Source organism: Citrobacter freundii complex sp. 2025EL-00176, from assembly GCF_053309355.1.
In genome coordinates this window covers 261512-274809 of the sequence record NZ_JBRYHT010000003.1, presented here as the reverse complement: position 1 = coordinate 274809, position 13298 = coordinate 261512, and the positions used below count along the sequence as shown (strand labels likewise).

Below are 13298 nucleotides of genomic sequence, written 5' to 3'. Positions count from 1 at the left end.
GTAGAATCGACCTCAAACGTTATTCTTTGAGGACACAAAATGAGCAATATCCTGATTATCAACGGTGCGAAAAAATTTGGCCACTCTAATGGGCAATTGAATGACACCCTGACCGAGGTCGCGGACGGTATCCTGCGCGACCTCGGGCATGATGTTAGAGTCGTACGCGCTGACAGCGATTATGACGTGCAGGCAGAAGTGCAGAACTTCGTCTGGGCAGACACCGTTATCTGGCAGATGCCGGGTTGGTGGATGGGCGCGCCGTGGACGGTGAAGAAATACATCGATGACGTGTTCACTGCCGGGCACGGTACGCTGTACGCCAGCGATGGTCGCACGCGTTCAGATGCGTCAAAAAAATACGGTTCCGGCGGACTGATTCAGGGCAAAAAATACATGCTGTCTCTGACCTGGAACGCACCGATGGAAGCCTTCACGGAAAAAGACCAGTTCTTCCATGGCGTTGGGGTTGATGGCGTTTATCTCCCGTTCCATAAAGCAAACCAGTTCCTGGGAATGGAAGCGCTGCCGACCTTTATCACCAATGATGTGATTAAAATGCCGGATGTCCCGCGTTATATCGCAGAATATCGCAAGCATCTGAACGAAATTTTTGGTTAACTGGTAACCTGGAATTAGAAGGAGTTAACCATGCTTACCGTTATTGCAGAAATCCGTACACGTCCAGGTCAACATCACCGCCAGGCGGTACTGGATCAGTTCGCTAAAATCGTTCCGACCGTACTGAAAGAAGAAGGCTGCCACGGCTACGCGCCGATGGTCGATCATGCTGCTGGCGTCAGTTTTCAGACGACAGCCCCGGATTCAATCGTCATGATTGAACAGTGGGAAAGCATCGCCCACCTTGAAGCGCATTTGCAGACCCCGCATATGAAAGCCTACAGCGAAGCCGTCAAAGGCGATGTGTTGGACATGAATATTCGTATTCTTGAGTCTGGCATTTAAGTTTGTCGATTTGCCGGATAGGCGTTTTACGCCGCCATCCGGCATTTAAGGATCGATTACCCTTCGAGATCCGCCAGGTCGCCTTTCTCCTGCAACCAATTACGACGATCTTCAGAACGCTTCTTGGCCAACAGCATATCCATCATCGCGTTGGTGCGCTGATCGTCTTCATCATCAATGATGAGCTGCACCAGGCGACGGGTGTTCGGATCCAGCGTAGTTTCGCGCAGTTGCATCGGGTTCATTTCGCCCAGACCTTTAAAACGCTGCACGTTCGGCTTGCCTTTCTTGCGCTTTAACTGCTCCAGTACGCCCGCTTTCTCTTCTTCCGTCAGCGCGTAATACACCTCTTTCCCGAGGTCGATACGGTATAACGGCGGCAACGCCACGTACACGTGACCGTGTTTCACCAATGTGCGGAAGTGTTTCACAAACAGCGCGCACAGCAGCGTGGCGATGTGCAGACCATCGGAGTCCGCATCCGCCAGGATACAGATCTTACCGTAACGCAACTGGCTCAGGTCGTCGCTGTCCGGATCGATACCGATCGCCACCGAAATATCGTGCACTTCCTGCGAGGCCAGCACTTCATCAGAAGAGACTTCCCAGGTATTGAGGATCTTACCTTTAAGCGGCATGATCGCCTGATATTCACGATCGCGCGCCTGTTTGGCCGATCCGCCCGCTGAGTCACCTTCGACGAGGAACAGTTCTGTGCGATTGAGATCCTGTGCGGTACAGTCCGCCAGTTTCCCCGGCAGCGCCGGACCGCTGGTCAGCTTTTTACGCACCACTTTTTTCGCCGCGCGCAGACGACGCTGGGCGCTGGAAATCGCCATCTCAGCCAGCAGTTCGGCTGACTGCACATTCTGGTTCAGCCACAAGCTGAAGGCATCTTTCACCACGCCAGAGACAAATGCCGCGCACTGGCGCGAGGAGAGGCGCTCTTTGGTTTGCCCGGCAAACTGCGGATCCTGCATTTTTACCGACAGCACATAGGCACAGCGATCCCAGATATCTTCCGCCGACAGCTTCACGCCGCGCGGCAGGATATTGCGGTATTCGCAGAACTCGCGCATCGCATCCAGCAGGCCCTGACGCAGACCGTTAACATGCGTACCGCCCTGCATGGTTGGGATCAGGTTTACATAGCTTTCGGTCAGCAGCTCGCCGCCTTCCGGCAGCCAGAGCAGCGCCCAGTCAACGGTCTCTGTCTCACCGCTAAAATTACCGATAAACGGTTTTTCCGGCAGCGTCGGCAGGCCATTCACCGCTTCGCTCAGATAATCATTCAGACCATCCTGGTAGCACCAGCGCTGTTCGCTATTGTTGACCTCATCTTTAAAGGTGATCTCAACGCCCGGACACAATACCGCTTTAGCTTTCAGTACATGCGTTAAGCGCGAAACGGAAAAACGCGGGCTGTCGAAGAAGGTTTCATCCGGCCAGAAATGCACGCTGGTTCCGGTATTGCGTTTACCGCAGGTCCCGACAACCTGTAAATCCTGCACCTTATCGCCGTTCTCAAACGCGATGTTGTACACCTGCCCGTCGCGACGCACGTTCACTTCCACACGCTTCGACAGAGCATTGACCACGGAGATACCCACCCCATGTAGACCACCAGAGAACTGATAGTTCTTATTGGAGAACTTACCACCCGCATGTAAACGGCAGAGGATCAACTCAACCGCCGGAACACCTTCTTCAGGGTGAATGTCTACTGGCATGCCGCGGCCATCATCAATGACTTCAAGAGATTGGTCGGCATGTAAGATCACGTCCACACGTTTTGCGTGGCCCGCCAGTGCTTCATCCACACTGTTATCAATCACTTCCTGCCCAAGGTGGTTCGGACGGGTTGTATCGGTGTACATCCCCGGGCGACGGCGTACCGGCTCAAGCCCAGTGAGTACCTCAATGGCATCAGCGTTATAAGTTTGCGTCATGGTTTAAATAAGCAATTCGAATTGATCGTCAGAAACTGTGCAGTCCAAGAAAATCGACAATCTGGTTGAAATAATCTTCGAAGCCCGTGAATGCGTGGTTTCCGCCCTCAGTAACTGTCTGGCGGCAGGAGGCGTAATACGCCACCGCCTGGCGGTAGTCCAACACTTCATCGCCCGTTTGTTGGAGCAGCCAGATTAAATCCGGCGCTTCCAGTGGGTCAATCTGCATGACTTTAAGATCGTAAATATGGCGTGACTCTAGCACATATTGCTGCCCCGTGTAGGGGTTCTCGTTTTGACCGAGATAGTCGACCAGCAGTTCATAAGGCCGGACCGCCGGGTTCACTACCACCGCTGGCAGCATAAAACATTGTGACAGCCAGGTGGCGTAATAGCCGCCCAACGAGGAACCAACAATCCCCAGCGACTCGCCGCCGTGCTCAAGAATGATCGATTCCAGCATCTCTGCTGCCTGAGCAGGATACGGCGGCAGTTGCGGTACGATCATCTCAACGTGCGGGTGGTGCTCCGCCAGCCAGTTTTTTAGCAGACACGCCTTCGCCGAACGAGGAGAGCTGTTAAATCCATGAAGATAAAGAAGCGTAGACATCAGTAGCCTTCTGAAGCGGTATCAGGGTGGAATCGATTACCCTGCAGACGACACACCTGAGTCTGCAACGTACCGTCAGCAAATAGCTCCAGCGTACGCCAGCCGGGGCTGATGGTATCTAACGTGAAATTAGAGCAATGCGGCTTAAACTGCACGCAGGTCGACGGCGTCGCCAACAGGCGGCGACCGTTCCAGTCCAGATCCAGTTCCTGATGGATATGCCCGCACAGCAGATACTTCGCGCGTGGGTAGTTCACCAGCACGTTGTCCAGCTCGGCGGCATTACGCAGACTGTGCTGATCGAGCCAGCTGCAGCCCGCAGGCAGAGGATGATGATGCAGAAGCAGCAAAGTATTGCGTTCAGGCGCATCGGCGAGTTTACGCTCCAGCCATTCGAGCTGAAATTCGCTTAACTCGCCGTGGGGAACGCCAAACACCTGACTGTCCAGCAACAATATTTGCCACTGTTCGCCAATGAAGACACGCTTAGCCGGGGAAATGCCCGCGTCCTGCAGCGCGCTGTACATTGCAGGCTGAAAATCATGATTACCCGGGAGCCAAACGCAGGGCGCACGAAAACTTGCGATGCCCTCAGCAAAATGCTGATAAGCCGCAGCGGATTGATCCTGCGCCAAATCGCCAGTCGCGACGATCAGATCGAACTCTGGCGACTCAGCATGTATTGCATCCAGTACGGATTGATAGCTGTCCCAGGTATTCACCCCCAGCAGCGTTTCATGCTTTTCGGCAAACAGGTGAGTGTCTGTAATTTGTAAGATCCTGACTCTGGCCTCACCAGCCAAAGGAAGGGTTAACAGGCTTTCCAAATGGTGTCCTTAGGTTTCACGACGCTAATAAACCGGAATCGCCATCGCTCCATGTGCTAAACAGTACCGTAACCAGTCGGCCAGAAACTGGTTAATTTGATGCTTTTCGTCGCGTTGATGCAACTTTTTATTTGGATAATCATACCGCGCTTTGAAGCGAAAGATCTGCTGACTTGAACACACTTCAGCCACCCTCGCATCATGATACAGACGCACGGTTAACGACGGCAGGCTCCAGTAAGTCACAGCCGGTGCCGTTTGTTCGATCGCGACAAGCGTAGTGTATCGGGTCGATTCAACGATCGTTAACCGATATTGTGCGTTTGCCACCTGATAGCTCACTGTTTCGCCGGCTGCGTCATTACGCGGCAACAGGCGGCGCAATTGCGAATAATTGGTTTCGCACAGGCGCATCATTTCAGGGAAGTCAGGTGTGTAACGCTTCATTTTTTCCACTCAGTTTTTAACTCTTGATAGTGCAGCTGTAACCATTGCAAGGCGATGACAGAAGCCGCGTTGTCGATTATCCCCTCTTCTACCCATTGATAAGCCTGTTCCCGGCTCACCACATGAACACGAATATCTTCGTTTTCATCAGCCAGACCATGAATTCCGCTCGCGGTCGTGGCGTCCACTTCACCCACCATAATCGATGAGCGTTCGCTGGTGCCTCCTGGGCTTGCCAGATAACTCAGCACCGGTTTTACGCGTTTAACGTTAAGCCCGGCTTCTTCCATGGCTTCACGGCGCGCGACATCTTCAACGCTCTCGCCCTCTTCGATCATCCCGGCTACCATTTCCAGTAGCCACGGGCTTGTGCTGGTATCAAACGCCGCGATGCGGATCTGCTCGACCAGCACAACTTCGTCCCGCTCAGGGTCAAAGGGTAGCAAGACTGCCGCGTGTCCGCGCTCAAAAATTTCGCGCTTTACCTCACCGCTCATCCCGCCGTTAAACAGGCGATGGCGGAACCGATAAAGATCCAGTGAAAAAAATCCGCGGTATAGCGTTTCTCGTGCAATAATTTCTACATCATTTTTAGTGAAAGTCATTGGCAAGTTGTCTGGTTTACGCATTGTGCTGTCCTGAAACCAATAGTGTTTAAAATGTGAATTTCAAGGTCGTTTGACTGATGTTTCAACGCCCTTGTGTTAAATTGATGCAAATTAACGCCGTATGGCACGTAACGCCAACTTTTTGCAGTGGCGGATTCTGCTAGAATCAGCAAATATTTTTACAATTTGATCAGCGCTAAATACTGCTTCACAACAAGGAATGCAAATGAAGAAATTGCTCCCCATCCTTATCGGCCTGAGCCTGTCGGGGTTCAGTACTCTGAGCCAGGCAGAAAACCTGATGCAGGTTTATCAGCAAGCACGCCTGAGCAACCCGGAATTGCGTAAATCCGCCGCCGATCGCGATGCTGCATTCGAAAAAATTAACGAAGCGCGTAGCCCATTACTGCCGCAACTGGGATTAGGTGCCGATTACACCTACAGCAATGGCTACCGTGATGCAAATGGCATTAACTCCAACGCCACCAGCGCTTCTCTGCAGTTAACTCAGTCCATTTTTGATATGTCAAAATGGCGTGCCCTGACGCTGCAAGAAAAATCAGCGGGCATCCAGGACGTGACCTATCAGACCGATCAGCAAACGCTGATCCTGAATACCGCTACCGCCTATTTTAACGTACTGAACGCGATTGACGTGCTGTCTTACACCCAGGCACAGAAAGATGCGGTTTACCGTCAGTTAGATCAGACCACTCAGCGTTTTAACGTTGGCCTGGTTGCCATCACTGACGTGCAGAACGCCCGTTCACAATACGATACCGTGCTGGCGAACGAAGTTACCGCGCGCAACAATCTGGATAACGCGGTGGAACAGCTGCGCCAGGTGACCGGTAACTACTACCCGGAACTGGCTTCGCTGAACGTTGACGGCTTTAAAACCAACAAACCGCAGGCGGTGAACGCACTGCTGAAAGAAGCAGAAAACCGCAACCTGTCATTATTGCAGGCACGTTTAAGCCAGGATCTGGCGCGTGAACAGATTCGCCTGGCGCAGGACGGTCATTTACCGACTCTGGACCTGACCGCATCTACTGGCGTATCGGATACGTCATACAGCGGCTCCAAAACCAACAACGCCCAGTATGACGACAGCAACATGGGCCAGAACAAAATCGGTCTGAGCTTCTCACTGCCTATTTATCAGGGCGGAATGGTTAACTCGCAGGTGAAACAAGCGCAGTACAACTTTGTTGGCGCGAGTGAACAACTGGAAAGCGCACACCGCAGCGTGGTGCAGACCGTTCGTTCTTCGTTTAACAACATTAATGCATCCATCAGTAGCATCAACGCGTACAAACAAGCGGTTGTTTCTGCGCAAAGTTCTTTGGATGCAATGGAAGCCGGTTATTCCGTTGGTACACGTACCATCGTGGATGTATTGGATGCCACTACCACGCTGTACAACGCCAAGCAACAGCTGGCTAATGCGCGTTATACCTATCTTATCAATCAGTTAAACGTCAAATCCGCGCTCGGTACGCTGAACGAGCAGGATCTGGTGGCCCTGAACAATACGCTGGGTAAACCGGTATCCACTACCCCGGATACGATCGCCCCGCAAAACGCGCAGCAAGACGCCGCAGCGGATGGTTATACGTCCAACAGCACGACGCCGGCGGCGCAGCCGACAGCAGCACCTACAACCAGCAGCAACGGCACCAACCCGTTCCGTAATTAATGCTGATGACGGGGCTTCGGCCCCGTCTGAACGTAAGACAACGTAAAGATCCGCCCCTTCCTACGCATTCTCGCCTCTTCCCGCTTCAATTTCGACCAGTCATCCTCTATTCTGAGCAGAGTTACCACTGGGTCCTGGAAGACATAAATGAAACGGACAAAATCTATACATCACGCCTCGTTCCGCAAAAGCTGGAGCGCGCGCCATCTGACTCCTGTCGCCCTGGCAGTTACCGCTGTGTTTATGCTCGCGGGCTGTGAAAAGAGCGACGAAACGGTTTCGCTTTATCAAAACGCGGACGACTGCTCTGCAGCAAATCCGGGTAAAAGCGCCGAATGTACCACCGCGTTCAACAATGCGCTGAAAGAAGCGGAACGCACCGCGCCAAAATATGCCACTCGCGAAGACTGTATCGCCGAATTCGGCGAAGGCCAGTGCCAACAGGCACCTGCGCAAGCGGGTATGGCGCCGACCGGCGAAGGCCAGGCTCAGGCGCAGAACCAAAGCAGCGGCAGCTTCTGGATGCCGCTGATGGCAGGCTACATGATGGGCCGACTGATGGGCGGCGGAATGGGCGCTCAGCAGCCGCTGTTCAGCTCGAAAAACCCGGCCAGCCCGGCATATGGCAAATACACTGACGCCAGCGGTAAAAACTACGGCGCAGCGACGCCGGGTCGCACCATGACCGTACCGAAAACCGCCATGGCACCGAAACCTGCCACCACCTCTACCGTAACACGCGGCGGATTTGGTGAGTCTGTGGCCAAACAGAGCACCATGCAGCGTAGCGCCAGCGGCACGACCACACGTTCAATGGGTGGCTGATCGTCATGGAAAGAGTCAGTATTGTTGAGCGCCCGGACTGGCGCGATAAGGCCACCGAATACGGTTTCAACTTTCACACCATGTACGGCGAGCCGTACTGGTGTGAAGACGCGTACTATAAGCTCACGCTTGCTCAGGTTGAAAAGCTGGAAGAGGTCACCGCAGAGCTGCATCAAATGTGCCTCAAAGTGGTGGAAAAGGTCATCTCCAGCGATGAGCTGATGACCAAGTTTCGCATTCCGAAGCATACCTGGGGTTTTGTCCGTCAGTCATGGCAGACACAGCAACCGTCACTTTATTCACGTCTGGATCTGGCGTGGGACGGCACGGGTGAACCCAAACTGCTGGAAAACAACGCCGATACGCCAACGTCACTGTACGAAGCTGCTTTTTTCCAGTGGATCTGGCTGGAAGATCAGCTCAATGCCGGCAACCTGCCGGAAGGCAGCGATCAGTTCAACAGTCTGCAGGAAAAGCTGATCGAGCGCTTCACCGAGCTGCGTGAACAGTATGGTTTTCAGTTGCTGCATCTGACCTGCTGTCGTGATACGGTCGAAGATCGCGGTACGATCCAGTATCTGCAGGATTGCGCTGCCGAGGCTGAGATCGCCAGTGAATTCCTCTATGTCGAAGATATTGGCCTGGGTGAAAAAGGTCAGTTCACGGATATGCAGGATCAGGTTATTGCCAACCTGTTCAAACTTTATCCGTGGGAATTCATGCTGCGTGAAATGTTCTCCACCAAGCTTGAAGACGCGGGCGTTCGCTGGCTGGAACCGGCCTGGAAGAGCATCATCTCCAACAAAGCGCTATTACCGCTGTTGTGGGAAATGTTCCCCAACCATCCGAACCTGTTGCCTGCTTATTTCGCCGAAGACGACTATCCGCAGATGGATAAATTCGTCATTAAGCCAATCTTCTCACGTGAAGGCGCTAACGTCTCCATCATCGAGAACGGGAAAACGATCGAAGCCGTGGAAGGGCCGTATGGCGAAGAAGGTATGATCGTGCAGCAGTTCCATCAGCTACCAAAATTTGGCGACAGCTATATGCTGATCGGCAGCTGGCTGATTAATGATCAACCTGCTGGCATCGGCATTCGTGAAGACAGAGCGTTGATCACTCAGGATCTCTCGCGCTTCTATCCGCATATTTTTGTCGAATAATCGTTGTGCCGGGTGAGACGAATCCGTCACCCGGCATTTCTCATCCGATCTGTACCGACAACATACTTAAACTGCCCATCTCAATCCCGTCGACAGGAATAGTCACCGGCTCTTTGCCATCCCACGCGCCCAATACATACAGCAGCGGCAGATAGTGATCTGGCGTCGGGTTCGATAACGATCCACCTTCATGATCGAGATAGTTGACCAGAGGGTGCTGTTCAACCGGTCCCTGCCATGTCAGGTTTGCCTTCACATAATCGTTGAATGAGGTCGCCCACGGGTATGGCGTGTTCTCACCGTGCCAACGCGCAGTACGCAGGTTGTGCACAACATTGCCGCTGGCCACCAACATAATGCCTTCATCACGCAATGCCGCCAGTTTGCGCCCCATCTCAAAATGCCAGGCCGCAGGTTTGGTACTGTCGACGCTTAACTGCACCATCGGAATATCCGCATTCGGATACATCTTGATCAGCACGCCCCATGAGCCGTGGTCAAAGCCCCACGCTTCCTGGTCTAAGGCCACTGGTACCGGAGCAAGCACCTCAACCAGATGCTGCGCCAGTTCCGGTGAACCGGGGGCCGGGTAATGCGTGTCATACAAAGCCTGTGGAAAACCGCCAAAATCGTGGATTGTTTTTGGCGCTTCCATCGCCGTCACGCCGGTTCCACGGGTGAACCAATGCGCCGACACCACCACAATGGCTTTCGGACGCGGCAACGTTTCCCCCAGTTGCTGCCAGGCACGGGTATAAACGTTATCTTCCAAAACATTCATCGGGCTACCGTGGCCCAAAAACAATGCTGGCATACGAGCTGAAGACATGATGATATCCTTACTGAGGGAGTCATTTTGATACCATCACAATACGCTTTTTCGGTTAATGAAGAACTCAGATAACCATGATGAAGATCATCAGTTATTTTGACGATCTGGCCCGGACAGCAGATTGATAAGGAGTTAGATTTGTCGATGTCAGTACCTTTACTTCTGACTTTACTGGCAGGTGCCGCCACGTTTATCGGCGCATTTCTCGGCGTGCTGGGGCAAAAACCTTCCAACCGCGTTCTTGCCTTTTCTTTAGGTTTCGCCGCCGGGATCATGTTACTGATCTCTTTAATGGAGATGCTACCTGCTGCGCTGGCGGCTGACGGCATGTCGCCGGTGTTGGGTTACGGGATGTTTATTGTGGGCCTGCTGGGCTACTTTGGCCTCGATCGTATACTGCCGCATGCTCACCCTCAGGATCTGGTGCAAAAAACCACGCAGCCTTTACCCGGTTCTATCCGGCGTACCGCGATTTTATTAACGCTCGGCATCAGCCTGCACAACTTCCCGGAAGGAATTGCGACATTTGTTACCGCCAGTAGCAACCTCGAACTGGGCTTTGGTATTGCCCTTGCCGTCGCATTACACAATATTCCTGAAGGATTAGCCGTGGCGGGTCCGGTCTATGCGGCTACGGGATCCAAACGCACTGCGATATTCTGGGCCGGGATTTCGGGCATGGCCGAAATATTGGGCGGCGTACTGGCGTGGTTAATTCTCGGTAGTCTGATTTCGCCGGTAGTGATGGCGGCGATAATGGCGGCCGTCGCAGGTATTATGGTCGCGCTGTCCGTCGATGAATTGATGCCATTGGCAAAAGAGATCGATCCCAATAATAATCCCAGCTATGGGGTATTGTGCGGAATGTCGGTGATGGGGTTAAGTCTCGTCATTCTCCAGTCCATGGGAATCGGATAATCCAGAGGGCGGATGCCACCCTGCAAGTTTAACAGCATCCGCTCATCCATAGCAGAACGCGAAGGACTATTCCTGTCCCTTAACCGCGCCGTTATCTTCGCCAGATCGACGAAAGAGTTTGTTTCGCGCCTCAAGTAATGCATCTCTGTCCTGGCGGAACGCCCGACAATAACGCTTCATATGACAATAATAACCCACCGCAACGAGTGCAATTAATACAATCCAATACCAGGCAATAAACATTCTTTTACCCTTAATATTTAACATCATTAAACATTTAACGTTAAAATTTTACACTACCTTATTCTGACCTACTCCTATAGTGGCATATTCCAGAAACAAATATATGATTTCGATCATATAAATAAGCGACTACGCTAATAGCCCAAATCGTTATAGAAAATTAAACTATGTCGACAAGATCACACAACGCAATAATAAATATTGTTCTTAAAATGTCTCACTCATACTATCCAAAAATAATAAAAATTAGACTCTGCAGAATAATACATCTCATCAATAGTAATTGATTCATCATAAAAGCAGCATCAGTAATACTATTCTTTGATTAATTAACATCGGAAAAACATAATATATTCAGCATCATTATATTTACAGGTAATATAAGGAGATATATCCATGTTTATGCAATACCGAAAAACACTTCTCGCTGGAACGCTTGCACTGACGTTTGGATTCACTGTGGGAAATGCGTTTGCCGCTGGTTTTCAACCCGCCCAACCCGCAGGAAAACTGGGCGCAATAGTTGTTGATCCTTATGGAAATGCCCCACTTACCGCACTGATTGAATTAGATAGTCACGTTATCTCGGATGTTAAAGTCACCGTTCATGGTAAAGGTGAAAAAGGGGTTCCAGTTACTTATACCGTTGGCAAAGAATCACTCGCCACTTACGATGGCATTCCTGTTTTTGGCCTTTATCAAAAGTTCGCTAATAAAGTTACCATTGAATATAAAGAAAATGGTAAGGCCATGAAGGACGATTACGTGGTGCAAACATCCGCCATCGTTAATCACTACATGGATAACCGTTCTCTTTCTGATTTACAGCAAACTAAAGTTATTAAGGTAGCTCCCGGCTTTGAAGACCGTCTGTATCTGGTGAATACCCATACTTTCACCGCGCAGGGCGCAGAATTCCACTGGCATGGTGAAAAAGACAAAAATGCCGGCATCCTTGATGCGGGTCCCGCCGGTGGCGCATTACCCTTTGATATCGCCCCTTTCACCTTTGTCGTCGATACGGAAGGTGAATACCGTTGGTGGCTGGATCAGGATACCTTCTATGACGGCCATGACATGGATATCAATAAGCGCGGCTACCTGATGGGCATTCGGGAAACTCCGCGCGGAACCTTCACCGCCGTGCAGGGCCAGCACTGGTATGAATTCGATCTGATGGGACAGATTCTGGCCGACCATAAGCTACCGCGTGGATTCCTTGACGCGTCGCATGAATCGATCGAAACGGTCAATGACACCGTGCTGCTGCGCGTGGGTAAACGCGATTATCGCAAGGAAGATGGCATTCACGTGCAAACTATTCGCGACCAGATTATTGAAGTCGACAGATCCGGTCGCGTTGTTGACGTATGGGATCTGACAAAAATTCTCGACCCGATGCGTGACGCGCTGCTGGGTGCGCTGGACGCAGGCGCGGTATGTGTCAACGTCGACCTCGCTCACGCAGGTCAACAGGCGAAACTGGAGCCAGATACCCCCTACGGTGATGCCCTCGGCGTTGGCGCGGGCCGTAACTGGGCTCACGTCAACTCCATTGCCTATGACGCTAAAGATGACTCTATCATCATCTCTTCCCGCCATCAGGGCGTCGTAAAAATTGGTCGGGATAAACAGGTGAAGTGGATCCTGGCGCCATCTAAAGGCTGGAATAAAGCGCTGGCAAGTAAGCTGTTAAAACCGGTAGATGCTAAAGGCAACGCGCTGAAATGTGATGAAAACGGCAAGTGTGAAAACACCGATTTCGATTTCACCTACACCCAGCACACCGCATGGCTCTCCAGCAAAGGGACATTAACCGTCTTTGATAACGGCGATGGTCGTGGACTTGAACAACCAGCTTTACCGACGATGAAATACTCGCGTTTTGTCGAATATAAAATTGACGAGAAAAAAGGAACCGTCCAGCAAATTTGGGAATACGGAAAAGAGCGCGGCTATGATTTTTATAGTCCCATCACTTCGGTTATCGAATATCAAAAAGATCGCGATACCATGTTTGGCTTTGGTGGTTCGATTAATTTATTTGACGTCGGACAGCCGACCATTGGCAAAATTAATGAAATTGACTACAAGACCAAAGAAGTCAAAGTTGAAATTAATGTCCTTTCCGATAAGCCAAACCAAACACACTACCGTGCATTACTGGTCCGCCCACAACAAATGTTTAAATAATCATGTTAGATTAAG

At 51.6% G+C, this 13298-nt stretch carries 14 protein-coding genes; 7 read left to right on the top strand and 7 right to left on the bottom strand.

What is annotated here, in order from left to right; genetic code table 11:
- Positions 1 to 39 precede the first annotated feature (39 nt).
- Both ACVXHP_RS10280 and ACVXHP_RS10275 read left to right on the top strand, forming a co-directional pair.
- Positions 40 to 621 carry an NAD(P)H-dependent oxidoreductase gene (locus ACVXHP_RS10280; protein ID WP_137361714.1) on the top strand — a complete coding sequence of 194 codons (582 nt, stop codon included), beginning with the start codon at positions 40 to 42 and terminating at the stop codon, positions 619 to 621.
- 30 nt (positions 622 to 651) lie between these two features.
- Positions 652 to 966: a putative quinol monooxygenase gene (locus tag ACVXHP_RS10275; protein WP_103769733.1), complete on the top strand. Its 315-nt coding sequence runs from the start codon at positions 652 to 654 to the stop codon at positions 964 to 966.
- Positions 967 to 1022: 56 nt separating this feature from the next.
- On the opposite strand, the gene parE is transcribed toward ACVXHP_RS10275, so the two are convergent.
- The 5 genes from parE to nudF are packed head-to-tail and all read right to left on the bottom strand — an operon-like array spanning position 1023 to position 5428.
- The gene (gene parE / locus ACVXHP_RS10270; protein ID WP_137360701.1) at positions 1023 to 2915 is read right to left on the bottom strand and encodes a DNA topoisomerase IV subunit B; all 1893 of its coding nucleotides are present in this window, start codon (positions 2913 to 2915) and stop codon (positions 1023 to 1025) included.
- A gap of 28 nt (positions 2916 to 2943) precedes the next feature.
- A complete protein-coding gene (gene yqiA, locus ACVXHP_RS10265) occupies positions 2944 to 3525 on the bottom strand; it encodes an esterase YqiA (protein ID WP_316128940.1) in 582 nt (193 codons plus the stop codon).
- A complete protein-coding gene (gene cpdA, locus ACVXHP_RS10260) occupies positions 3525 to 4352 on the bottom strand; it encodes a 3',5'-cyclic-AMP phosphodiesterase (RefSeq protein WP_447571384.1) in 828 nt (275 codons plus the stop codon). The genes yqiA and cpdA overlap by 1 nt, the downstream gene beginning before the upstream one ends.
- A gap of 24 nt (positions 4353 to 4376) precedes the next feature.
- Positions 4377 to 4799, bottom strand: coding sequence for a DUF1249 family protein (locus ACVXHP_RS10255; RefSeq protein WP_003024582.1), 423 nt, complete (start codon positions 4797 to 4799; stop codon positions 4377 to 4379).
- On the bottom strand, positions 4796 to 5428 hold the full coding sequence (nudF, locus tag ACVXHP_RS10250) for an ADP-ribose diphosphatase (RefSeq protein ID WP_200009044.1): 633 nt from the start codon (positions 5426 to 5428) through the stop codon (positions 4796 to 4798). The genes ACVXHP_RS10255 and nudF overlap by 4 nt, the downstream gene beginning before the upstream one ends.
- Before the next feature lie 205 nt (positions 5429 to 5633).
- On the opposite strand from nudF, the gene tolC reads away from it, so the two are divergent.
- The 3 genes from tolC (at position 5634) to ACVXHP_RS10235 (ending at position 9097) form a co-directional block, all read left to right on the top strand.
- Positions 5634 to 7106, top strand: a complete 1473-nt coding sequence (gene tolC, locus ACVXHP_RS10245; protein WP_447571383.1) for an outer membrane channel protein TolC — start codon at positions 5634 to 5636, stop codon at positions 7104 to 7106.
- A gap of 147 nt (positions 7107 to 7253) precedes the next feature.
- Positions 7254 to 7931 carry a DUF1190 family protein gene (locus ACVXHP_RS10240; protein WP_003024591.1) on the top strand — a complete coding sequence of 226 codons (678 nt, stop codon included), beginning with the start codon at positions 7254 to 7256 and terminating at the stop codon, positions 7929 to 7931.
- Positions 7932 to 7936: 5 nt separating this feature from the next.
- Positions 7937 to 9097 carry a glutathionylspermidine synthase family protein gene (locus ACVXHP_RS10235; RefSeq protein WP_447571382.1) on the top strand — a complete coding sequence of 387 codons (1161 nt, stop codon included), beginning with the start codon at positions 7937 to 7939 and terminating at the stop codon, positions 9095 to 9097.
- A gap of 40 nt (positions 9098 to 9137) precedes the next feature.
- Here ACVXHP_RS10235 and ygiD read toward each other — a convergent pair whose 3' ends face one another.
- Positions 9138 to 9926, bottom strand: a complete 789-nt coding sequence (gene ygiD, locus ACVXHP_RS10230) for a 4,5-DOPA-extradiol-dioxygenase (RefSeq protein ID WP_447571381.1) — start codon at positions 9924 to 9926, stop codon at positions 9138 to 9140.
- A 147-nt stretch (positions 9927 to 10073) separates the two neighbouring features.
- On the opposite strand from ygiD, the gene zupT reads away from it, so the two are divergent.
- Complete coding sequence (zupT, locus tag ACVXHP_RS10225) at positions 10074 to 10847, top strand: zinc transporter ZupT (protein WP_038633928.1); 774 nt, start codon at positions 10074 to 10076, stop codon at positions 10845 to 10847.
- Between the two features lie 66 nt (positions 10848 to 10913).
- Here zupT and ACVXHP_RS10220 read toward each other — a convergent pair whose 3' ends face one another.
- Positions 10914 to 11090, bottom strand: coding sequence for a hypothetical protein (locus ACVXHP_RS10220; protein WP_165406980.1), 177 nt, complete (start codon positions 11088 to 11090; stop codon positions 10914 to 10916).
- Positions 11091 to 11486: 396 nt separating this feature from the next.
- Between ACVXHP_RS10220 and ACVXHP_RS10215 the strand changes: the two genes are divergently transcribed.
- Positions 11487 to 13283 carry an aryl-sulfate sulfotransferase gene (locus ACVXHP_RS10215; RefSeq protein ID WP_447571380.1) on the top strand — a complete coding sequence of 599 codons (1797 nt, stop codon included), beginning with the start codon at positions 11487 to 11489 and terminating at the stop codon, positions 13281 to 13283.
- The last annotated feature ends 15 nt before the right edge of the window (positions 13284 to 13298 follow it).